This window comes from Lentzea sp. NBC_00516, assembly GCF_036346835.1.
GTDB lineage: Bacteria > Actinomycetota > Actinomycetes > Mycobacteriales > Pseudonocardiaceae > Lentzea > Lentzea sokolovensis.
Genome location: NZ_CP107840.1, coordinates 6,822,764 through 6,843,495 on the forward strand (window position 1 = coordinate 6,822,764; position 20,732 = coordinate 6,843,495).

A 20,732-nucleotide genomic window follows, 5' to 3' on the forward strand; every position below is an offset into this window, starting at 1 on the left:
CGGGGTTGTCGGGGAGAGTCCACGACGACACCCAACACGGCCGGGCTTGGATTTAGTTGTAGGTCAGACGGTTTCGAGCTGGAAGCGCGCTGGAGCGTGCACTGCCTCGACGAGCGCGTCCTGCACGACGTGTGCCTCCGGCAGGTTCCAGCCGCAGACCTGCGGCTTGACCCGCCAGTGCACGACACCGTGCGCCATGGTGGTGGGGGGCAGCGGGATGTACTCGCCCTTGCCGTAGAGGTGCACGTCCGCGTTGTTGGCCAGCTCGGCGTTGAGCTTCGAGCCGGACTTCACGAGGAACATCCACCGGCCGGACGGGGTCGCGGCGATCGGCACGGGAACGCCGATCTGCCGCAGTGCGACGGCCGCGCGGTGACCGAGGCCGGCACCGACCTCGATCGCGTCCACCACGTGACCGGTGGCGACGAGAAGGCTGTAGGAGCGACCCGCCCACCACGTGGCGACCTGGTCGGGACGGGTCCCGATGCGGTCCACCCAGTCGCGGTGCACGGGGATCGGGCCGTGCAGCTCGAGTCCGCTGCGACCCGCCCACTGCGTGACGCCGTTCTCAGTACCGGCCGGATAGGTGCCGGGCAGTACGGGCCAACCGCGGTACGCGAGGCTCACGGCCTCGGCACGCAGTTCGATGCGGAAGGCCCCGCGCCAGCTATCCGACCAATCCATCTTTCGTCGCCTTCTTCCCAGGCTCTGACTCGACATCGACAAGGTGTCGGTTTTCGTAGGACACCGCGTCGGTGCCGCCACTACAACTAACGACACCGGCACCGGCCTCCGTAACCCCCGCTCGACAACTGGTAGCTACGGGACGGCGAACGTCCTTTGCTTGACCGGGCAACTGAACTGTTCGCGTTTGGTTCGATCACCGTTCAGCATGTCCGGGCACCGATGTGAGTCCGCTCACCGCTGTGAGCCGACCGCTCGTCGTGCTCCAAACGCTTCGATCTTCTGCCGGACCTGCCCTGGCGCGGGCGTTCACCGGGCCGAACGGCGTAGTCGCCGAGACCTCCACAACCACCTCCCATCCGCTCACCGCGCAGCTCGTCAGCGCGGCCCGGTGCTTCAAGGCCACTCGTTTTGCCTGCTCACAAGCACTTTCATCGCTTTCGGTGAGACGAGCGGCAGCCGCGAGCGCCGCCAGGTCGGCCGCACCGGTGACCCGGTGCCGCGCGACGACGGTCGCCCCGATCTGCGCACCGGCCACCACGACGATGATCAGCAACAACATCGCCACCACACCGCTCACCGCAGCCGAACCGCGATCGCCGCCGGACCGTTCACCGTTCACCGCGGCTCCGGCACGGCGAACGCCCGCGCGCTGAGCGGCAAGCCCAGCGGTCCGCGTTTGCTGACGACGACCTCGATCGCATCGGCTTGGGTGTCGATCACGACGTTGGCACCGGACACGATCTGCCCAGCCGCCTGCTCACCGCGCCGCTGTTCACCGCGCGCCGTGAGCCGTGCCGCTTCTCTTGCCGCGTCGGCGCACCGCATCTGCTCGGTGACCGCCGTCAGCCCGTTCGCCCCCAACCACATGGCCACCAGCAACGCGCTGACCGCGATCGCCGCCTCGACCGTGGCCATGCCCCGGTCATCAGACCGAAGACAGCGCACGCTGTATCAGCCCTTGTAGCTGGTTCTGCATGAAGTCGCTGGTGAGGAGCACGTACAGCAGTCCGGCGAACGCGGCCGCAGCCAACGTCCCGATCGCGTACTCCACCGTGCTCATGCCGCTGTCGTCGTCGAGCAGTTCCATCTGCTTCTCCTAGTTGAGGAATTGACCGGCCAGACCCAGCACCACCGGCGCGACGCCGAGGCACAGGAACGCCGGCAGGAAACACAGTGCGAGCGGCGCCGCCACCGCGACCGCGGCCTTCTGCGCCTTCGCTTCCGCGTCGTCGCACGCTTCCGACCTGGTCCGCTCGGCGAGTTCGGCGGTCTGCCGGGCGAGCGCCGCCCCGGACCGCGCGGTCCGTCTCGCGGCCCTGGCGAGCAGCGCGGTGGCGGGCTGGTCGAGCGCGGACGCCCACGCCGTGACCGGATCAGCGCCCAGTTTCAGCAGTTCGGCGACCTGGCTCAGTTCTTTCACGTCGACCGCCTGGATCGCGGTGGGCACCGGCAACCCGGCTTTCAGGCACGCGGCCAGCAGATCCCAGGCCGCGGCCTGCTCGAACGGACCATCTGGTTTCTTCCTGTCGTGCGGCGGGTCGTGGACTCGGGGCTTCAACCGATCAATCGATCGTCGCGGCGCTGGTGCGAGGAGGACCGCCAGCGCGAGGAACAGGAACGTCACGGCTCCACCTCCGTGATCCGCTGCGTCCACCACACCCCTGCCGCCACGAACACCGCTCCCAGCACCAGCAGGAACTGCCCCGCCACCGTGCTCGTGAGCACGTGAAACGGCCTCGCACCACTGAACTCGCCCAACAGCACGCCGAGCACCGGCAACACGGCCAGCACCGCCGCACTCGCCCGCGGCCCGGCCATCCGCGCGTGCACCTGCCGCGCGAACGCCGCCCGCTGATCGAGATCACGCCTCGTGGCATCCAGAACCTCGGCCAACGCCACACCGTGCTTCGCCGACACGTGCCACGCCTTCGCCAGCTGATCCACCGCCTTGCCGAGCAACGGCTGCCGCAGCTCACGCAACGTCCGCTCCACGTCGCCACCGAGTCTCGACGTGGCCGCCGCCGCTTTGAGCACTTCCTTCGCCGGTGCCGGGGTGTCCTCCGCCGCGCCCTCGGCCGCCTGCGCCGGGTGGGCACCCGCTCGCAGCTCGTCGATCACGCCGCCAAGTCCGTTGCTCAGCGCTTCGGCAGCCCGCCGATGTGCGGTGTTCCGCTTGTGCTGCTTGAGGATTCTCCGGCCCGTCACCCCCAGCACGACACCGGCGACCAGTCCGCCGACGCTGGCCACGAGATAGGTGACCGTCGCTGCGGCCGCCAGCCAGATGTACTGCGGCACGACGATTTCCCTGTCGCGCTGCGGCCTGAGCCTTCGGATCGGCTTGAGTTGCGGCCAGACGATCAGCGCCGTCGCCAGGAGCAGAAGGCTCAGCACAGCAGCTCCTTCTCGTGCCAACCGTGCTCACGCGTCCAGACAGGACGAACCGTGAGTCCGTTGTCCCGTTCGAACACGCCGATCTCGTTGAGGTACCGGGAGTTGTTGTCCCGCCGCATGTGCAGCACGATCCGGACCGCTGCTGACACCTGACTGTGCAGTGCCTGCGGCGAGAGCCCACCCAAGGCGCCGAGAGCCTCCAGCCGCGCGGGCACCTCGGTCGGCGAGTTGGCGTGCAACGTCCCCGCGCCCCCTTCGTGCCCGGTGTTCAACGAGGTGAGCAACTCCCGCACCTCGGCCCCGCGCACCTCCCCGACCACGATCCGGTCGGGCCGCATCCGCAGGGCCTCCCGCACCAGCTCCCGCGTGGTGACCTCGCCCGCGCCCTCGACGTTGGCCGGCCGCGCGGTGAGCCGCACGAACTGCGGATGGTCGGGATTCAGCTCGCCCGCGTCCTCCACGCACACGATGCGTTCCTTCGGCGAGACACAGCCCAGCAACGCCGACAACAACGACGTCTTGCCCGACCCGGTGCCGCCGATCACCAGAAACGCCATGCGCCTGCGGACGATCGTCCGCAACGTCTCCGCGATCTCGGCGTCGAACGTGCCGAGTTCCTGCAGCGCTTGGAGGTCGTGCGTCGCCGGCCTGAGGATTCGCAACGACAGGCAGGTGCTGTCCGCGATGGGCGGCAACACCGCGTGCAGCCGGACTCCGCTGCCCGGCAACCACCCGTCGACGCACGGCGAGGCATCGTCGAGCCGTCTGCCTGCGGCGACCGCCAGGCGTTGTGCGAGGCGCCGGACCGCGTCCTCGCCGGGAAAGGTGACGCCGGTGCGGCGCAGCCCCGTCGTGCCGTCCACCCAGACCTGGTCCGGCGCGGTGACCAGCACGTCGGTGGTGCCGGGGTCGGCGAGGAGCGGGTCGAGCGGACCGGTGCCGCTGAACTCCTGGCGCAGCACCTGGAGTGCTTCCAGGACATCCGAGTCGGCCAGGACGCCGCCCGCTTCGGAACGGACCGCGTGGGCCACGACGGCCGCGGACAACTCCATGTCGGCGCCGGCCAGGCGGTGCCGGACCCGGTCGATCAGGGCGGAGGTCATGTCGCGGTCTCCGGGCGGCGGGCGTGGCGGCCGTAGGTGATCTCGCGGCCGGTCAGGCGGAGCCACGTCTCCTGGCACCAGATGAGGAAGCGGTTCACTTCGGTTCCTCCTTGTCCTGCTTGAAGATGAAGCGGGGCGGGTAGAGGCGGCCGTAGACGACGAGGTTGCGCAGCATCCGGCACAGGATGCGGAGCCGGATCACGGCTGAAGTTCCTTCCGCGCCAAGGGAACCAGTGGCGGAGCGGTCTCCCCCTGCTCCTCACGGAAAACCGGAACGCACCCACACCCGACGTACGGCATCGGCACGGTGTCGTTGTCTCCCAACAACAGCGCGACGTACTCGGCGGCCGACACGGCTTCTTCCGCAACGGTCGGGCCGGTCATGGGCGGAGCTCCTTCAGCACCACGCGGGCCGCCGTGGCGAGCGGGCCCTTCGGGTTGCGCGGGAAGCGGCCCCGTTCCAGCACCTCGGCCAGGCCGGGCTCGGCGCGCATGGAGGTCAGCAGCGGGATGCCGATCACCTCGGCCATCTCGCCTGGCTGGAGGCGGCCGGGTGACGGGCCGCGGACCACCAGGCGGAGGTTGCGGCCGTGCGTCAGGAGGCGGGAGGCGACTCGGCCGGCGGCCGCGGTGGCGCGGACTTCGGCCGGCACCACCAGGATCGTCAGGTCCGTGCGGTCCAGGGCCGCGGAGGCGGAGGCCGTGGGGAAGCGCGGCAGGTCGCAGATCACGGTGCAGCCCGCTCGGCGGCCGGCGTCGAGGACCGCCGCCACGGCCGCCGGTTCCGGGTCCGGGGCCGCGCGGTCGCAGGCCAGGACGCTCAGGTTGCCCGAGGTCGGCAGGGCCGCTCGCAGGGCCGACATCGGGACTCTGCCGCCGGTGGCGTGCACGCCCGGCCAGCGGGCGCCCTTGTCGGACTCGGTGCCCAGGGCCAGGTCTATGCCGCCGCCCAGGGGGTCGCAGTCGACGAGCATCGCCTCGCCACCGGACTCCACCGCCTCACGGCCGCAGGCGATGGCCAGGGTCGAGGCGCCGGCGCCTCCTCTGCCGCCGATGAACGACACCACCCTGCCCCGGTCCGACGGCGGGCCCTCGCCCAGGTCGGTCAGGGCCGTCACCAGGGAGCGGCCTTCCACCGGGAGCTCGAGGACGCCGTCCGCGCCCAGGGCGACAGCTGGAGCCCAGGGCGGGTCGCCGCCGTGGACGACCAGGACGCCGGTGCGGCGGGGGAAGCCCGCGTCCAGGCAGGCCGAGACCGCGGCGGGGTCGAGCAGGACCAGGGGCGCGGAGTGCCATTGCGAGCGCAGCGACGTGACGTCGGGGGCGCAGGAGAGCGGGCAGTCGGCCGCGGCGGCCACCCGGAGGACCTCGTCGAGGAGGTCCTGGTCCGTGAGCAGGGCGATGGGGTGGGTCATGGGATCCACGGTGGTCAGTCGTGAGGAACGACACAACGGGCGTAGATCCACATGTGGACAAGTCGGCGACTGTGGACAAGTCGCGATCTTGGAAGCCTTGCAGGGCCAGAAGTGTCGGACCCGTGTGCGACGCTGGAGGGTTGGGCGCACGTGCCTCGGGCAAGGGCCGCAGAGGTCCGGTCGCACCCGCCGGAAACGGGGTCCGGATATGGGACGACCCCCGCCAGGGGGGAGGGACGGGGGTCGTCAATGGTTCAGTCCCGGGGGGTCGGACTGAACCCGTCCGTCGAACCGGACTCACCTACTGTATCCCCATGCGCCAGTGCCGCGCGCAACTTCCGCAACAGCCGCGGGCCAAGTTTCGGTAACCGTGCCGCACAACGGTTTCGTACACGAACGAAATGCCGCCCGAACGGCCTACTGGCGAGTACACCTAAGCTGAGCCACATGAGCCGGATCGCCGCCTTCTTCGACCTCGACAAGACCGTGATCGCGAAGTCGAGCACGCTGGCGTTCAGCCGCCCCTTCTTCCAGGAGGGGCTGATCAATCGCCGCGCCGTGCTGAAGAGCGCTTATGCGCAGTTCGTGTTCATGCTCGCCGGCGCGGACGCCGATCAGATGGACCGCATGCGGGCGCACATCACGGCGCTCGCAGCCGGCTGGGACGTCGAGCAGATCCGCAGCATCGTCAGCGAGACGCTGCACGACATCGTCGATCCGCTCGTTTACAAAGAAGCGACGCAGTTGATCGCCGACCACAAGGCGGAGGGCCACGACGTCGTCATCGTCAGCGCGTCGGGCGAGGAACTGGTCGCCCCCATCGCGCAGATGATCGGGGCGGACTACAGCGTCGGCACGAAGATGGTGATCCAGGACGGCCGGTACTCCGGCGAGGTCGAGTTCTACTGCGCCGCCGACAACAAGGCCGTCGCGATCAAGCAGCTCGCCGCCGAGCACGGCTACGACCTCTCGAAGAGCTACGCCTACTCGGACAGCGTCACGGACCTGCCGATGCTGGAGGTCGTCGGCCACCCGACGGTCGTGAACCCGGACCGGGGCCTGCGCCGCATCGCCGTCGAGAAGGACTGGCCGGTGCAGCAGTTCGTCGACCCGGTGAGCCTGCGCTCCCGCATGTCCACCCCGTCGGGCAGGGCGGTCGCGGTCACCGCCATCGGCATCGGTGCCGCCGCGGCGGCCGGCGCGGCCTGGTACGGCCTGCGCCGCAAGCGCACCCGCGGCTGAAGTCAAGCCCGCGCGCGAGAAAATCACCGAAGGTGACCGGTACCGGCGAGTAGCGGCAACGCGCCGCGCACGTGGTGCCCGCGTGAGTGCACGGCACCGCCCTGGCGGCGGTACCCGAATGCGAACACGCGCTCACAAATCCAGAAACGCCAGTACTTTCACTACTGAACGTGGCTTGAACGGTGCACCCGTCCGAGCCCTTGCTGTGACCGGGCCCACGCACTTAAATGGGTGGTGCGGACCTCGGGTCGGCCAGGGACCTGGCGAAGAGAAGCCAGACTCCACCTCGGCCAAGCTCCGTGCGCGGACTTCGAGTACCCACGCGCAGCACGCCGCGGGAGGCTTGTCGTCTAGGGCCTGCGTACCGGGACGCCGGACGCCGAGGCCAGGGTTGTACGACTGGAGTTGCACGCTTGGTAACTCGCAAGCCCGCGCTGAAGACGGGGCACCCTTTCGGGGGTGCCCCGTCTGCTTGTTCGGTCAAAGTGCCACCGAACGGCAGAATGTGCGCCCGTTGACCCACCACGCAGCCGTGAGTAACTTGCGAAATGCGCCAGTTACCTGTGGGAACATCACCGGGAGGCACGGACAAGTGCGGAAGTTTGCCGCGTTGACGCTGGTCACAGCCATGGTCGCCCTCACGCCGGTGGCGAGAGCGGACGCCTCTGTGACCACACTGCGCGGGATGTCGCTGGAACAGAAGGTCGGCCAGCTCTTCGTCACGTACGTCAACGGCCAGGCCGCCGACGTCCCGCACCCCAAGAACCAGACGGACTTCGGAGTGGCGACAGCCGCGGACATGGTGCGCAAGTACCAGCCCGGCGGCGTCATCTACTTCAACAACTCGAGCCGCGACAACATCGACACCCCCAAGCAGATCGCGCAGCTCTCCAACGGCCTGCAGAAGGCCGGCCGCATCCCCCTGCTCATCTCCACCGACCAGGAGATGGGCCTCGTCACGCGCATCGGCCCGCCGGCCACCCAGTTGCCGGGCAACATGGCCCTCGGCGCCGGCCGCAGCACGAAGGACGCGGAGGAGGCCGCCCGCATCACCGGCCAAGAGCTCCGCGCGATGGGCATCAACCAGAACTTCGCCCCGGACGCCGACGTGAACTCCAACCCGGCGAACCCGATCATCGGCGTGCGGAGCTTCAGCAGCGACCCGAAGCTCGCGGCCGACATGGTCAGCGCGCAGGTCCAGGGTTACGAGGGCCGTCGCTGGTTCGACCTGAGCTCGGTCACCTCGACCGCCAAGCACTTTCCCGGCCACGGCGACACGTCCGAGGACAGCCACACCGCCCTGCCGGTCTCGAACCGCAGCCTCGACCAGTGGCGCCAGATCGACGCGCCGCCGTTCAAGGCCGCCATCGCCGCCAAGATCGACTCGATCATGACCGCGCACATCCAGGTGCCGCAGATCGACCCGTCCGGCGACCCGGCCACGCTCAGCCCGAAGATCATCACGGGTCTGCTGCGCGACGAGCTGAAGTACGACGGTGTCGTCATCACCGACTCGCTGGAGATGGCGGGCGTCCGCAAGCTCCACTCCGACGCCGAGATCCCGGTGCTGGCCATCAAGGCGGGCGTCGACCAGCTGCTGATGCCGCCGAACCTCGGCCTCGCGATCGACAGCGTCATCAAGGCCGTCCGCAGCGGTGAGATCACCGAGCAGCGCATCGACCAGAGCGTCCTGCGCATCCTGAAGATGAAGCTCCTGCGCGGCGTCATGCTCACCGCCGAGGTCGACGAGAACAAGGTCGACCAGATCGTCGGCTCCAACGCGCAGAGCGCCCAGGCCATCGCCGACCGCACCATCACGGCCGTCCGCAACGACGCCCAGGCGATCCCCCTGAACGCCACCGCTCCCCTGGTCGTCGGCACCAGCGACGCCCCCACGGCAGCCCTGGCAGCGCGACTCAAGGGCACCAAGGTCGTCACCGCGACGAGCCCGACGCCCGCGCAGATCCAGCAGGCGCTCGCAGCGGCGGCCAACGCGGACAAGATCGTCGTCCTGACCAACAACGCGAGCACCAGGCCCGCCCAGGTCGACCTGATCAACCAGCTCGTCGCCACCGGCAAACCGGTCATCGCGGCCGCCACCGGCAACCCGTACGACGTCGCCCACAGCAACGCGAAGACGTGGCTCGCCACCTACTCGACCACGACGGTCTCGATGGAGGCGCTGGCCAGGATCCTGCTCGGCGAGGCCAAGCCGCAGGGCAAGCTCCCGGTCGACGTGCCCGGCCCGACCCCCTACCCGTTCGGACACGGAGTGACCTGGTGAGAAGGCGGAGCTTCCTCGCGGCAAGCGCCCTGTCCGTCCCCCTCGTCAGCACAGCGACCGCCACCGCGTCCCCGAAGCTCGCCACCGCCTCCGAACAACTCGCGAGCGACGGCTGGCGCAAGCTCAAGGGCCGCAAGGTCGGCGTGCTGACGAACCCGACGGGCATCCTCAAGGACCAGACGCACGTCGTCGACTCGATGGTCGCCCACGGCGCCAAGCCGACCGCCGTCTTCGGCCCCGAACACGGCTTCCGCGGCACGGCACAGGCAGGCGGTTCCGAAGGCGACTACGCGGACCCGCGCACCGGTATCCCGGTGTACGACACGTATCAAGCCGACCCCACGAAGATCCAGGCGATGTTCACGAAGGCGGGCATCGACACGGTCGTGTTCGACATCGCGGACGTGGGCGCGCGCTTCTACACCTACATCTGGTCGCTGTACCAGGCGATGGAAGCGGCCAAGGACCTGGACTTCATCGTCCTCGACCGCCCGAACCCGATCGGTGGCACCGCGAACGGCCCGCAGCTCGACCCGGCCTACGCGACCTTCGTGGGCCTGAAGCCGATCGTCCAGCAGCACGGCATGACGGTCGGCGAACTCGCCCGCCTGTTCAAGGGCGAGTTCGACCTCACCACGAAACTCGAAGTGGTCAACGTCAGGAACTGGCGGCGCTACCAGCTCGACACCGGCCTGCCGTGGGTCCCGCCGAGCCCGAACATGCCCACCCAGGACACCGCGCTGGTCTACCCCGGCACGTGCCTGTTCGAGGGCACGGTGCTGTCCGAGGGCCGCGGCACCACCCGCCCGTTCGAAACGGTGGGCGCGCCCGGCATCGACTGGCGCTGGGCCGAAGCGCTGAACGCCCTGAACCTCAAGGGGATCAGGTTCCGCGAGACCTACTTCTCGCCGACGTTCAACAAGTTTCAGGGCAAGGCCTGCGGCGGTGTCACCCTGCACGTCACCGACGCCGCCCGGTTCGACGCCATCAAGGCGGCCGTCGCCATGCTGATCACCGCGAAGTCGTTGTACGCCGGCGTGTTCGCGTGGCGTCCCGACAACTGGATCGACAAGCTCAGCGGCTCCGACCGGCTCCGCAGGATGATCGACGCCCAGGCTCCCCTGGACGAGATCACCGGTGCGTGGCAGCAGGAGCTGCAGCAGTTCCGCCGCACCCGCCTGCCCTACCTGCGCTACCGGTGAGGACGCCATGCTCATCCCTGCCTTGGCCGTCGCACTTGTGACGACGGCACTACCCGGCCACTTCGACCAGCCCCAGGACGGCTTCGCGAACCGCTGGACGACGCTGCGCGAGTCGAACCCGTACTGGGCGAACCTCGACCCCGAGCCGATCAACGCGGCCCTGCACCAGCTCCGCGAGTTCCAGAAACCCCAGGCCAACGGCAAACCGCTGTTCGCCGGCGCCGTCACGATGTACGTGCACGACGGCAAGATCGTCACGCACGACCGCACGGGCTACGCGGTTCTGTACAAGGACCAGCAAACCCAGCTGCCGGAAGAAGAACGCGTCCCGATGCGCAAGGACACGATCTTCGACTTCGCCTCCATCTCCAAGCTGTTCACCTCGATCGCGGTGATCCAGCAGGTCGAGCAGGGCCGGGTGAGCATCGACGAACGCGTCGCCACCTACCTGCCCGAGTTCGGCGTGAACGGCAAAGAGAACATCACCGTCAAGCAGCTCCTCACACACACGAGCGGGCTTGAGCCGTTCATCCCGTTGTGGCAGAAGTACCCGGACATCCCGACGCGCATCAAAGCCGTGATGGACGTGAAGCCGAAGTCCACGCCCGGCACCACGTACGTCTACTCGGACCTGAACCTGATCACGCTCGGCGAGCTGGTCTTCAAGGTCAGCGGCAAGAAGCTCGACCAGGCCGTCCGGGACGGCATCACCAAGCCGCTCAACATGAAGGACACCGGCTACAACCCGAAGGCCAAGGACCGCACGGCCGCGACGGAGTTCCAATCCGCACCGCCGCGCGGCATCGTCCGCGGCGAGGTGCACGACGAGAACGCGTGGTCCCTCGGAGGAGTAGCGGGCCACGCCGGTGTCTTCGGCACGGCCAGAGACCTCGCCGTCCTCGGCCAGACGATCCTCAACGGCGGCACGTACAACGGCCGCCGCATCCTGACCGAGCACTCCGTCGAGCTGATGCTGACGAACTTCAACCAGCAGTTCCCCGACAACGCCCACGGACTCGGCTTCGAACTCGACCAGCGCTGGTACATGGGCGGGCTGAGCGGTCCGGGAACGGCCGGACACACCGGCTACACCGGCACGTCGTTCGTGATCGACAAGGCTTCGCGGTCGATCGCGATCCTGCTGACCAACCGCGTGCACCCGAGCCGTGACTGGGGCAGCGTGAACCCCGCGCGGAGGGCCGTCGCCGACGGCCTGGCCAACGCGCTCGCGGTCCAGTCGCACGGAAAGCAATGGCGCGCAACGACTTCCGGCGGAACGCTCACCGCGGAACGTCCGGTCGAGGTCTTCGTGGACGTCGACAAGGGCGACAAGCTGACGATCCAGCACTGGAACGGCACGGACTGGCAGGACGCGCGCACCATCACGACGACCGAACGCCGTTGGGTGCCAACGGAATCCGTGAAAACGAGGTTCGTCTACACCAAGGCAGGCCTGTACAACGGCCGAGGCGTCTACGTGCACGCCCGTGGCGACGTCACGGCCGAAGGCTGGTCAGTGGCACGCCGCTAGCACCTCGGTGAACAGCGGGAGCGCCCGTGGAAACGCGGGCGCTCCAAAGCTCACCACGATCCCCTTCCGGTCGTCGTCGCTCAGCTCGTGCCGGAACCACGAGAGAGGGTTGACCTCGATCCCACGTTCGCGCGCGGTCTGCACAATCGCCGTCTCGTGCGGTGTGTCGAGCACGGCGTGCATTCCCGCCGCGATGCCCGACACCGACGCGTACGGCGAGACGGCCTCCACCAGCCGGTCACGCCGCCGTTGGTACTTGAGCCGCATCCGCCGCACATGGCTGTCGTAGGCGCCGCATTCCAGGAAATCGGCCAGGATCAGCTGGTCGAGCATGCTGATGTGCTGCTCACGGTCGGTCTTCAGCGCCAGGACCGGGTCCACGAACCGGTCCGGCAGCACCATCCAGGCGATCCGCAACGCCGGTGACAACGCCTTGCTGGACGTGCCCAGGTAGACGACGTGCTCCGGATCCAGTCCCTGCACGGCCCCGACCGGCTGCCGATCATAACGGAACTCACCGTCGTAATCGTCTTCCAGCACAAGGCCGTCCACGCGCCGTGCCCACTCCACGGCCGATGCGCGCCGTCGTGGGTGCAAGGGACCGCCCAACGGGAACTGGTGCGCCGGCGTCAACACACACGCACGCCGGTCGTCAGGCAACTGCTCGGTGTTCGCGCCGTGGTCGTCCACCGCCAACGGCACCGTCGACTTCCACAGCGAACGGTGGAAATCCAGCCCGTACTCCTCGACGACGATCGGCGGTTTCAGCAGCCGGTCGAACATCTGCACGGCGCCGCCGAACCCCGAGCACAGCACGATTCGTTCAGGGTCGGCCCGCACCCCACGGGCCCGCGCCAGGTACTCGGCCAGCGCCGTCCGCAGCTCGATGCGCCCCTGCGGGTCCCCCGGCCCGAACGCCTCCGAGGGCGCCGCCGTCAACGCCCGGCGGGTCGACCGGATCCACTCGGCGCGCGGGAACTCGGTGACGTCGGGCGTGGACACCGTCAGGTCGAACCGCACCTCCGCGCCGGGCACCGGCCGCTTCACCGGGGGCGGTGGCTCGACCCGTTGCGCGACAACGGTTCCCGATCCCTGACGAGCGGTCAGCCAGCCCTCCGCCACCAGCTCCGCGTACGCCTCGGCGACGGTGTTCCGCGCGATCCCGAGATCGACGGCGAGCGACCGCGAAGCCGGCAGGCGAGTTCCTGGAGGCAGGCGCGCCGACCGGACCGCTTCCCGCAGCGACGCCGTCAACCGGTGCCGCAGTCCACCCGGACCGGACAGGTCCAGGTGGAAGTCAAGATTGGCCCACGATTCCACGATCAGATTGCACCATGCCCAGGGCCAATCAGCGTCATAGGTTTCTACTCATGACGAACCGCATCGACATCGCCAAGAAGGCGCCGAAGGTCTACCGCGCCATGATCGCCCTCGACGCCGCCGCTCGCGAGGGGCTCGACGAGCAGCTCGCGGAGCTCGTCCGCATCCGCGCCTCCCAGCTCAACCACTGCGCCTACTGCCTCAACATGCACACGGTCGACGCCCGCAAGGGCGGTGAGACCGAGGCCCGCATCTACCTGCTCAACGCGTGGCAGGAGGCCGGCGACCTCTACACCGAGAAGGAGCAGGCCGCGCTGCTGCTGACCGAGGCCATCACGGTCCTGAGCAGCCACGAGTACGTCAGCGACGAGGTCTACGAACGCGCCGCGAAGCACTTCGGCGAGGAGGAACTGGCGCAGCTCATCGCGCTGATCTTCACCATCAACTCGTGGAACCGGATCGCGGTCTCCACCCGGAAGGTGCCCGACGTCCACTAGGACCTGCCGAGAGAGTGACTTTCGGACACACTCCGTTGACCGTCGCAGTGGCGGTTAGTAAGTTTCCCACGTGTCCACTGAAAGCAGTGCCGAGTCCAGTCCACTGGTGAAGATCCGGTCGTTGCTGCCGGGTCTCGCGCGCGCTGAACAGCGTGTCGCGAAGGTGGTCCTGGAGAACCCCGGAACTGTCGCGCACCGCAGCATCACCGAGGTCGCCGAGCAGGCGGGCACGAGTGAGACGACGGTGACGCGGTTCTGCAAGGCCATCGGCGTGGGTGGATATCCGGAGCTGCGCATCGCGCTCGCCGCCGACACCGCCCGCAGCCAGGCCAGGGCCAACCACGACATGGGTGGCGACATCGGACCGGGCGACGACCTGAAGCAGGTCGTCGGCAAGGTCGCGTTCGCCGACGCCCGCGCCGTCGAGGAGACCGCGGAGCAGCTCGACATCGAGTCGCTCGACAAGGTCGTCCAAGCGGTCGCGGGCGCCCGTCGTGTCGACGTGTACGGCTTCGGCGCTTCGGCGTTCGTCGCGTTCGACATGCAGCAGAAGCTGCACCGCATAGGGCTCACGTGCTTCGCGTGGAACGACACGCACATCGCGCTGACGTCGGCCGCCGTGCTGACCGCCGCCGACGTCGCCGTGGGCATCTCGCACACCGGCTCGACCTCGGAGACCGTCGAGGCCCTCCGCGTCGCCCGCGAGACCGGCGCCACCACCGTCGCGCTGACGAACTTCCCACGCTCGCCGATCACCGAGGTCGCCGACCACGTGCTGACCACGGCCGCGCGCGAGACCACGTTCCGCTCCGGCGCGATGGCGAGCCGCATCGCGCAGCTCACGGTGATCGACTGCCTGTTCATCGGCGTCGCCCAGCACCACGTGGACTCGGCGAAGACGGCGCTGGAGGCGACCTACGAAGCGGTGTCCGGCCACCGGCTCGGCGCCAGACCAGACGGCAGGCGACGGCCGCGGGAGACGTCTAAATGATCTCCCCCCGGAACGATGTGGTGGTGCGCGTGGAATCTCCGACCGAGCAACGGAACCCGCGCACCACGGACATCGACCGGGTCCCCACGATCGACGTGCTCCGCATGATCAACGACGAGGACCGCACGGTCCCGGCGGCGGTCGCGGAGGCACTGCCGGACCTGGCCCGCGCCGTCGACCTCGGCGTCACGGCGATCATGTCCGGCGGCCGCGTGCACTACGTCGGCGCGGGCACGTCCGGCCGGCTGGCCACGCTGGACGCCGCTGAGCTGGTGCCCACTTTCAACGTTCCCGGCGACTGGTTCGTCGCCCACCACGCCGGCGGTCCGGAAGCCCTCGTCCGTGCCGTCGAAGAGGTCGAGGACCACTCCGGAGCCGCCCAGATCCGCCGCCACGCCACCGGAAAAGACCTGGTCGTGGGCGTGACGGCGTCCGGGCGCACGCCGTTCGTGATCGGCGCCCTGCAAGAGGCGCAAGCGCTTGGTGCCCACACGGTGCTGGTGTCGAACAACGCCTCGGTGCCGTTCACCCCGGACGTCCTCGTCACCCTGAACACCGGCCCCGAGGCCATCGCCGGCTCCACGCGGATGAAGGCGGGATCGGCCCAGAAGCTGGTGCTGACCTCGTTCTCCAGTGCGGTGATGATCAAGCTCGGCCGCACCTACTCGAACCTGATGGTCAGCATGCGCGCCACCAACGCGAAGCTGCGCGGCCGGACGATCCGCATCCTGCACGAGGCCACCGGCCAGCCGGAGACGGCGTGCGAACAGGCGCTGGCGGACGCGTCCGGCGATCTCAAGGTGGCGTTGGTGCACCTGCTCTCCGGCGCACCGACCGAAAGTGCGGCCGCTGCCCTGGATGCCACGTTGGGCCACGTCCGCAACGCACTGGACCGGCTAGCCGGCTGACACGACGTCCGGCCCGAACACCTCGTAGTGGATGTCGGTGACACCCGCTGCGAGCAACTGGGCCCGCACCGCGCGCAGGAACGGCACCGGCCCGCACAGATAGGCCGTCGTGTTCGGCGGGATCTCAACGCCGCCGAGGTCGACCAGCCCGGTCCGCTCGGCCGGCCACTCCCCGATCGGCCGCTCGTAGAAGACGTGCGCCCGCGCGTCCTCCAGCTTGGCCACGAGCTGGGCGAGTTCGGCGCGGAACGGGTGCGAGAGCTGGTCTCGGTCACCGTGCACCGCGACGACCTGCCGCGGTGAGTCCGTGGCGGCCAGCTCGGCGAGCATCGAGATCATCGGCGTGCAGCCGATCCCCGCCGACGCGAGCAGCACCGGGCCGTCTCCGGGTTCGAGCGTCACGTCCCCGCAGGGCTGACTGAGCTTCAGCGTGCTGCCCACCGGCGCGAAGTCGTGCAGACGGTTCGACACCTCGCCGTCCCGCTTCACCGAGAACTGCAGCGCGTCGTCGGTCCGTCCGGAGAGGCTGTACTGGCGGATCTGCCGGGCACCGTCGGGCAGCGGGACGTGCACCGACACGTACTGGCCAGGCCTGCTCGCGGGCACCGGGCCGGTGACCGGCCTGACCACGAACGTCGCCACGTCCTCGGTCTCCTGGAACCGCGCGATCACCCGGTACTCCTGCTGACCCCTGGGCAGGAACCGCTCCAGGGCCATCAGCGCGTCGGCCATCAGCCAATAGACCTCGCTCCAGGCCGCCGCGATGTCCGGCGTGACGTTCAGGACCTCGGCGACGGCCGCGAGCAGATGCTCGTGCACGACCGCGTACTGGCCGGAGGTGACGCCGACCGAGACGTGCTTGTGCGCGATGCGGCGCAGCATCGCTTCCGGCTGCTGCCCGGCGAGCAGTCCGGACGCGAAGACCGCGATCGACCCCGCCAGCGCCTGAGCCTGCGTGCCGTTGGCCTGGTTGCCGCGGTTGAACATGAACCGCAGCAGGATCGGGTGCTCGGCGAACATGCGGGCGTAGAACAGCCTGCTGATCTCGCCGATGGTGGCGCCGACCGCGGGCAGCGTCGCCTCGACGAGTTCAGCGGACTTCGGGGACAGCATCGAAGAGCTCCTCACTTCAGCCCCAGGCTGAGAAGAACCGGACCGGTGGGTTGAGCGACAAGGTCCCCGACGGACAACGGATCAAGTGAGGTGTAGAAGGCTTCCTGAGCCTGACGCAACGCGTGCCGCAACCGGCAGGCGGAGCTGAGCGGGCAAGGCAGCTCGCCCTCGCAGTCTACGACGTCACCAACGCCTTCTAGCTCGCGCATGAGACGTCCGATCGAGCTATTTCGGCCCGCGGCGGTGAGCGTCAGCCCGCCTCCCCGGCCACGCCGCGCCTCGACCACGCCGAGGTGCTGGAGCTGGGCCACGACCTTGGCGGCGTGGGTGTACTGCACGCCCATGACCTCGGCGACTTCCCGCGTCGTCGGGTTCGCGGAGTCGTCGACGACGGCCAGTCGCATCACGATCCGCAGCGCGATGTCGGTGCTCTTGGTCAGCCTCACGTGATCGAGGCTAGCTTAATTGGAGTCTTAGATGCATGTTATCCAGGCAACACCGGGCGCCACGGAATCGGCGGCTGGAACCGGCGCCCGCCAACGCACGGCGCCAACCGCACGCTCCGGCCGGGCCCTTCTCACCCCGGCTTTTGAAGGCCGCCAAGCATTCCGCCAGAGGCTCAAGGTCAAGCCCCAATCGCAACCCCGCGAGGTTCCGTCTCGACCTGCGGGACCACCCTCGCAACGCGGCCGTGTGCACCCGACGCAACCCATCCCGCCGGAACGGCGACGAGCCAACACAAAGCAACCCGAGGACCAGACTCAGCCAGGCAACACCGGACGCCACGGGATCGGCGTCGACAGCACCATCGCGCTCGACGTCTCCCCATGACTAGCGAGCCGCACCAGCAGCCGTTCCAGCTCCAGGATCGACGTCGTCACGACCTTCACGACCGAGCAGATGTCGCCGGTCAGCCGCACGACCTCGACCACCTCCGGGCAGTCGTCGAGCAACTGCGGGTGCACCGTGATGCACCGCGGGCCGTAGCACTTCATGCGCACCAACGCGACGACCGGACGCCCGACGACGGTGGGGTCGACCACGGCGCGATAGCCGGTGATCGCGCCCATGTTCTCCAGCCGGCGGACCCGTTGCGCGACCGTCGGTGGCGAGACGTGGACTCGGCGCGCGAGCTCGTTGTACGACAGGCGCGCATCCTCTTGGAGTGCCTCCAACAGGGCCTTGTCGACGTCATCCAACATGAACACAAAGCTACTCGGCGATCTGTTTTGCAATCAGAAGAAGTTCGGCGCGAACGCCTTTCATCGCCCATTCAGGTGACGGGCCGTTCCGGCGACGATTGACCCATGAGCTGCCCCGTGTCCCCCAAGCTGGATTTCGGCGGCACCACGCCGTACGAGGACTACGTGCACGCGTCGGTGTTGCACACCCTTCAACAGCAGTGGTCCAAAGATCCGCGCGAGATGTCGTTCCTGGTCATCACGCAGGTGATGGAGCTGTACTTCGGCCTGCTCTGCTTCGAGTGGAGGCAGGCCCAGACCGAGCTTCGCGCCGACGACGTGCGGGCGGCCGTGCGCACGCTGCGGCGTTCCGACCTGCACCTCCAGGCGCTCTCCGCGGCCTGGCGGCCAATCGCGCGGATGACGCCGACCGAGTTCAACTCGTTCCGCGACGCGCTCGGCGAGGGGTCCGGCTTCCAGTCGGGCATGTACCGCGAGATGGAGTTCCTGCTCGGCGAGAAGTCCGCGTCGATGCTCGTGCCGCACCGGGCCGTTCCCGCGATGCACGAGCAGCTGGAGAAGTCGCTGGCCCTGCCGTCGCTCTACGACGACGTGCTGGCGGCGTTGAAGCGCAAGGGTTTCGACGTCCCGCAGAGCGTGCTGGACCGCGACCTGACCAAGGCCTACGAGCCGTCGGCCGAGGTCGAGCAGGTGTGGGCGGCCATCTACCGCGGCAACGACCGCGACCTGCTGGAGCTGGGCGAGGCGCTGACCGACATCGCCGAGGAGTTCGCGCGCTGGCGCTACGACCACCTGCTCGCGACCCGGCGGTCGATGGGCTCCAAGGTCGGCACGGGCGGCTCCGCTGGTGTTGCATGGCTGGAGAAGCGCACCCAACGAGCGGTGTTCCCCGAGCTGTGGACCGCGAGGAGCTACGCGTGAGGCGCGAGCTGTTCGACATCCCCGAAGGTGTCATCTACCTCGACGGCAACTCCCTTGGCGCACCACCGAAGCACGTCGCCGCACGCATGCAGGAAGTGATCGGCCACCAGTGGGGCACGCGGCTGATCCGGTCGTGGAGCGAGGGCTGGTGGGAGGCGCCGCAACGGGTCGGCGACCGCGTCGGCCGGCTGATCGGGGCCGCTCCCGGACAGGTCGTGGTCGGCGACTCGACGTCGGTCAACGTCTACAAGGCGTTGATGGGCGCGGTGAAGGGCTCCGAACGCACCGAGATCGTGTGCGACGAGTCGACGTTCCCCACCGACAGCTACATCGCGCAGTCGGTGGCTTCGTTGACCGGCATGAAGATCCGCGCCGCGCATCCGTCTACTTTGGACCTGACCGAGGACACGGCCGTCGTGTTGCTCAACCAGGTCGACTACCGCACCGGCGCGCTGCACGACATGAAGGCGCTCACCGAACAGGCACATGCCGTTGGCGCACAGGTGGTCTGGGACCTCTGCCACAGCGCGGGGGTGCTGCCGATCGAGTTGGACTTGCTCCAGGTCGACTTCGCGATCGGCTGCACCTACAAGTTCCTCAACGGCGGACCGGGCTCGCCCGCGTTCATCTACGTGCCGAAGCACCGGCAGGCGACGTTCGAGAACCCGTTGTCGGGCTGGAACGGCCACCGCGAACCGTTCGGCATGAAGCCGTCCTACGAACCGGACGCCGGCATCGCCAGGGCACGGGTCGGCACGCCGGACATCCTGTCGATGCTCGCGCTCGACGCCGCACTGGACGTCTGGGACGACGTCGACCTGGCCGAACTGCGGCAGCGCGGCCTGGCGCTGACCGCGTTGTTCCGCGAGCACGTCGAGAAGCTCACGAACCTCAAGGTGATCACGCCCGACCAGCGGGGCAACCAGATCTCGGTCCGCTGCCCCGACGCCAGGAACGTCATGGACGAACTGATCGCGCGCGGAGTCATCGGCGACCACCGGCCGCCGGACATCCTCCGGTTCGGGTTCGCCCCGCTCTACGTCACCGACGAGGACGCGATCAAAGCCGCCGAGGTCCTGGCCGAGATCGTCAACTAGCGAGTGCGGCGTCCGCGATGCTCTTGGCCTCGCGGGCGCCCGCCTCCAGCGACGAGCACACGAACAGAATCCACTGGGTCAGCCCTTCCAAAGATCCCGACGCGAACGCCACGGAAGCGGCCTCGTACTCGGACGAGCGGCGCAGGCACGCCACCTCGGGCACGCCGAGGCCCTTGGGATCCAGGCCGGTGGAGATCGACGTCATCCGCGCCGCGGCACGGGCGATCACGCCGTTGGCGACGTCGAACGGCGCCAGCCCGAGCAGTTCGCCGTGCACGACGGCGACGACGATCGGCGCCGGCACGGACGTTCCGCCGGTGACCAGCGTGCCGAGCATGTCGAGCCGCTGCGACACGTCCGCGGAGACGCGCGGCCGTCCGACCTCGGCGGAGAGGTCTGCGGCGGCGAGAACGTGCAACCGCGCGAGAGCCTGCAACGGCGCGCGCTGCCAGGTGCCGACGAGCCCGCCCAGCGCCTCGGCGATCCGCAAGGACCCGGCCAGCACCGGATCCGAGACCTCGCCGGACTCCGGGATCTCGGTCGGACCGCCCTCCAGAGCGGCCGACGCACGGGCCGCACGGACGGACGCCTCCGCCGCCGTCGTGGCCCAGCCACGCAGGTTCACCCGATGGCGGTGCACCTGGAAGACGGCGTCCTTGGCGGCGTTCGCGGCGTCAGCCACGCCGGGCAAGGAAAGCAGCGGAGCGAGAGGATCGGTCACGGTCGCGCAGAGTACCTGACCAGGTGAAACGCGTGACCCAGCTCACTGACCCAACCGCTGAGCGCGCAACTGCGCCCGTTCAACGCGCCACACGTGCCCGGACCAGA

At 68.9% G+C, this 20,732-nt stretch carries 23 protein-coding genes; 9 read left to right on the plus strand and 14 right to left on the minus strand.

Annotated features, from left to right (window positions below; genetic code table 11):
• Nucleotides 1-63 precede the first annotated feature (63 nt).
• The 9 genes from OG205_RS30955 to ssd all read right to left on the minus strand — a co-directional run bounded on the left by OG205_RS30955 (nucleotide 64) and on the right by ssd (nucleotide 5,596).
• The gene (locus OG205_RS30955) at nucleotides 64-684 is read right to left on the minus strand and encodes a bifunctional DNA primase/polymerase (RefSeq protein WP_330271507.1); all 621 of its coding nucleotides are present in this window, start codon (nucleotides 682-684) and stop codon (nucleotides 64-66) included.
• Between the two features lie 196 nt (nucleotides 685-880).
• Nucleotides 881-1,306 (minus strand): Rv3654c family TadE-like protein, encoded by a 426-nt coding sequence (locus tag OG205_RS30960; protein WP_330271508.1) that lies wholly within the window; start codon nucleotides 1,304-1,306, stop codon nucleotides 881-883.
• Nucleotides 1,303-1,602 carry a TadE family type IV pilus minor pilin gene (locus OG205_RS30965; RefSeq protein ID WP_330271509.1) on the minus strand — a complete coding sequence of 100 codons (300 nt, stop codon included), beginning with the start codon at nucleotides 1,600-1,602 and terminating at the stop codon, nucleotides 1,303-1,305. The genes OG205_RS30960 and OG205_RS30965 overlap by 4 nt, the downstream gene beginning before the upstream one ends.
• Nucleotides 1,603-1,612: 10 nt before the next feature.
• Nucleotides 1,613-1,774: a DUF4244 domain-containing protein gene (locus OG205_RS30970; RefSeq protein WP_319976031.1), complete on the minus strand. Its 162-nt coding sequence runs from the start codon at nucleotides 1,772-1,774 to the stop codon at nucleotides 1,613-1,615.
• Nucleotides 1,775-1,783: 9 nt separating this feature from the next.
• Nucleotides 1,784-2,311, minus strand: a complete 528-nt coding sequence (locus OG205_RS30975) for a type II secretion system F family protein (protein ID WP_330271510.1) — start codon at nucleotides 2,309-2,311, stop codon at nucleotides 1,784-1,786.
• A complete protein-coding gene (locus OG205_RS30980) occupies nucleotides 2,308-3,078 on the minus strand; it encodes a type II secretion system F family protein (protein WP_330271511.1) in 771 nt (256 codons plus the stop codon). The genes OG205_RS30975 and OG205_RS30980 overlap by 4 nt, the downstream gene beginning before the upstream one ends.
• Complete coding sequence (locus OG205_RS30985) at nucleotides 3,072-4,181, minus strand: TadA family conjugal transfer-associated ATPase (RefSeq protein WP_330271512.1); 1,110 nt, start codon at nucleotides 4,179-4,181, stop codon at nucleotides 3,072-3,074. Before OG205_RS30985 ends, OG205_RS30980 begins: the two co-directional genes overlap by 7 nt.
• A gap of 198 nt (nucleotides 4,182-4,379) precedes the next feature.
• Complete coding sequence (locus OG205_RS30990) at nucleotides 4,380-4,565, minus strand: hypothetical protein (protein ID WP_330271513.1); 186 nt, start codon at nucleotides 4,563-4,565, stop codon at nucleotides 4,380-4,382.
• Nucleotides 4,562-5,596 (minus strand): septum site-determining protein Ssd, encoded by a 1,035-nt coding sequence (gene ssd / locus OG205_RS30995; protein ID WP_330271514.1) that lies wholly within the window; start codon nucleotides 5,594-5,596, stop codon nucleotides 4,562-4,564. Before ssd ends, OG205_RS30990 begins: the two co-directional genes overlap by 4 nt.
• A gap of 447 nt (nucleotides 5,597-6,043) precedes the next feature.
• Here ssd and OG205_RS31000 point away from each other — a divergent pair, with 447 nt between their 5' ends.
• The 4 genes from OG205_RS31000 (at nucleotide 6,044) to OG205_RS31015 (ending at nucleotide 11,855) form a co-directional block, all read left to right on the plus strand.
• Nucleotides 6,044-6,838 (plus strand): HAD-IB family hydrolase, encoded by a 795-nt coding sequence (locus tag OG205_RS31000; RefSeq protein ID WP_330271515.1) that lies wholly within the window; start codon nucleotides 6,044-6,046, stop codon nucleotides 6,836-6,838.
• A 628-nt stretch (nucleotides 6,839-7,466) separates the two neighbouring features.
• Nucleotides 7,467-9,122 carry a glycoside hydrolase family 3 protein gene (locus OG205_RS31005; RefSeq protein ID WP_330278266.1) on the plus strand — a complete coding sequence of 552 codons (1,656 nt, stop codon included), beginning with the start codon at nucleotides 7,467-7,469 and terminating at the stop codon, nucleotides 9,120-9,122.
• On the plus strand, nucleotides 9,119-10,324 hold the full coding sequence (locus tag OG205_RS31010; protein ID WP_330271516.1) for an exo-beta-N-acetylmuramidase NamZ family protein: 1,206 nt from the start codon (nucleotides 9,119-9,121) through the stop codon (nucleotides 10,322-10,324). Before OG205_RS31005 ends, OG205_RS31010 begins: the two co-directional genes overlap by 4 nt.
• Before the next feature lie 7 nt (nucleotides 10,325-10,331).
• Nucleotides 10,332-11,855, plus strand: coding sequence for a serine hydrolase domain-containing protein (locus tag OG205_RS31015; protein WP_330271517.1), 1,524 nt, complete (start codon nucleotides 10,332-10,334; stop codon nucleotides 11,853-11,855).
• Here the strand turns inward: OG205_RS31015 and pdxR are convergent.
• Complete coding sequence (gene pdxR / locus OG205_RS31020; RefSeq protein WP_330271518.1) at nucleotides 11,838-13,175, minus strand: MocR-like pyridoxine biosynthesis transcription factor PdxR; 1,338 nt, start codon at nucleotides 13,173-13,175, stop codon at nucleotides 11,838-11,840. The genes OG205_RS31015 and pdxR overlap by 18 nt on opposite strands.
• A 50-nt stretch (nucleotides 13,176-13,225) precedes the next feature.
• Here pdxR and OG205_RS31025 point away from each other — a divergent pair, with 50 nt between their 5' ends.
• The 3 genes from OG205_RS31025 (at nucleotide 13,226) to OG205_RS31035 (ending at nucleotide 15,571) form a co-directional block, all read left to right on the plus strand.
• Nucleotides 13,226-13,672, plus strand: a complete 447-nt coding sequence (locus OG205_RS31025) for a carboxymuconolactone decarboxylase family protein (protein ID WP_330271519.1) — start codon at nucleotides 13,226-13,228, stop codon at nucleotides 13,670-13,672.
• Nucleotides 13,673-13,742: 70 nt separating this feature from the next.
• Nucleotides 13,743-14,663, plus strand: a complete 921-nt coding sequence (locus OG205_RS31030; RefSeq protein WP_319976042.1) for a MurR/RpiR family transcriptional regulator — start codon at nucleotides 13,743-13,745, stop codon at nucleotides 14,661-14,663.
• Nucleotides 14,660-15,571 carry an N-acetylmuramic acid 6-phosphate etherase gene (locus OG205_RS31035; protein WP_330271520.1) on the plus strand — a complete coding sequence of 304 codons (912 nt, stop codon included), beginning with the start codon at nucleotides 14,660-14,662 and terminating at the stop codon, nucleotides 15,569-15,571. Before OG205_RS31030 ends, OG205_RS31035 begins: the two co-directional genes overlap by 4 nt.
• On the opposite strand, the gene OG205_RS31040 is transcribed toward OG205_RS31035, so the two are convergent.
• The 3 genes from OG205_RS31040 to OG205_RS31050 form a co-directional block, all read right to left on the minus strand.
• Entirely contained in the window at nucleotides 15,560-16,684 is a 1,125-nt protein-coding gene (locus OG205_RS31040; protein WP_330271521.1) for a globin domain-containing protein, read from the minus strand. The two genes, OG205_RS31035 and OG205_RS31040, sit on opposite strands and share 12 nt — an antisense overlap.
• Before the next feature lie 11 nt (nucleotides 16,685-16,695).
• Nucleotides 16,696-17,130, minus strand: a complete 435-nt coding sequence (locus tag OG205_RS31045; protein WP_330271522.1) for an RrF2 family transcriptional regulator — start codon at nucleotides 17,128-17,130, stop codon at nucleotides 16,696-16,698.
• A gap of 315 nt (nucleotides 17,131-17,445) precedes the next feature.
• Nucleotides 17,446-17,886, minus strand: a complete 441-nt coding sequence (locus OG205_RS31050) for an Lrp/AsnC family transcriptional regulator (RefSeq protein ID WP_319976046.1) — start codon at nucleotides 17,884-17,886, stop codon at nucleotides 17,446-17,448.
• Nucleotides 17,887-17,991: 105 nt separating this feature from the next.
• Between OG205_RS31050 and OG205_RS31055 the strand changes: the two genes are divergently transcribed.
• Both OG205_RS31055 and kynU read left to right on the plus strand, forming a co-directional pair.
• Nucleotides 17,992-18,807 (plus strand): tryptophan 2,3-dioxygenase, encoded by an 816-nt coding sequence (locus tag OG205_RS31055; protein ID WP_330271523.1) that lies wholly within the window; start codon nucleotides 17,992-17,994, stop codon nucleotides 18,805-18,807.
• Complete coding sequence (kynU, locus tag OG205_RS31060) at nucleotides 18,804-19,904, plus strand: kynureninase (protein ID WP_330271524.1); 1,101 nt, start codon at nucleotides 18,804-18,806, stop codon at nucleotides 19,902-19,904. The genes OG205_RS31055 and kynU overlap by 4 nt, the downstream gene beginning before the upstream one ends.
• Here kynU and OG205_RS31065 read toward each other — a convergent pair.
• Nucleotides 19,897-20,625 carry an oxidoreductase gene (locus OG205_RS31065; RefSeq protein ID WP_330271525.1) on the minus strand — a complete coding sequence of 243 codons (729 nt, stop codon included), beginning with the start codon at nucleotides 20,623-20,625 and terminating at the stop codon, nucleotides 19,897-19,899. The genes kynU and OG205_RS31065 overlap by 8 nt on opposite strands.
• Nucleotides 20,626-20,732 lie beyond the last annotated feature (107 nt).

Bases quoted from the DNA above. Each gene is read 5' to 3' on its own strand.
- ssd (WP_330271514.1), bottom strand. From the start codon at position 5,596: ATGACCCACCCCATCGCCCTGCTCACGGACCAGGACCTCCTCGACGAG.
- OG205_RS31055 (WP_330271523.1), top strand. From the start codon at position 17,992: ATGAGCTGCCCCGTGTCCCCCAAGCTGGATTTCGGCGGCACCACGCCG.
- OG205_RS30955 (WP_330271507.1), bottom strand. From the start codon at position 684: ATGGATTGGTCGGATAGCTGGCGCGGGGCCTTCCGCATCGAACTGCGT.
- OG205_RS31005 (WP_330278266.1), top strand. From the start codon at position 7,467: ATGGTCGCCCTCACGCCGGTGGCGAGAGCGGACGCCTCTGTGACCACA.
- OG205_RS31050 (WP_319976046.1), bottom strand. From the start codon at position 17,886: ATGTTGGATGACGTCGACAAGGCCCTGTTGGAGGCACTCCAAGAGGAT.
- OG205_RS30990 (WP_330271513.1), bottom strand. From the start codon at position 4,565: ATGACCGGCCCGACCGTTGCGGAAGAAGCCGTGTCGGCCGCCGAGTAC.
- OG205_RS31025 (WP_330271519.1), top strand. From the start codon at position 13,226: ATGACGAACCGCATCGACATCGCCAAGAAGGCGCCGAAGGTCTACCGC.
- OG205_RS30985 (WP_330271512.1), bottom strand. From the start codon at position 4,181: ATGACCTCCGCCCTGATCGACCGGGTCCGGCACCGCCTGGCCGGCGCC.
- OG205_RS31000 (WP_330271515.1), top strand. From the start codon at position 6,044: ATGAGCCGGATCGCCGCCTTCTTCGACCTCGACAAGACCGTGATCGCG.
- OG205_RS31040 (WP_330271521.1), bottom strand. From the start codon at position 16,684: ATGCTGTCCCCGAAGTCCGCTGAACTCGTCGAGGCGACGCTGCCCGCG.
- OG205_RS31015 (WP_330271517.1), top strand. From the start codon at position 10,332: ATGCTCATCCCTGCCTTGGCCGTCGCACTTGTGACGACGGCACTACCC.
- OG205_RS31035 (WP_330271520.1), top strand. From the start codon at position 14,660: ATGATCTCCCCCCGGAACGATGTGGTGGTGCGCGTGGAATCTCCGACC.
- OG205_RS30965 (WP_330271509.1), bottom strand. From the start codon at position 1,602: ATGGCCACGGTCGAGGCGGCGATCGCGGTCAGCGCGTTGCTGGTGGCC.
- OG205_RS30970 (WP_319976031.1), bottom strand. From the start codon at position 1,774: ATGGAACTGCTCGACGACGACAGCGGCATGAGCACGGTGGAGTACGCG.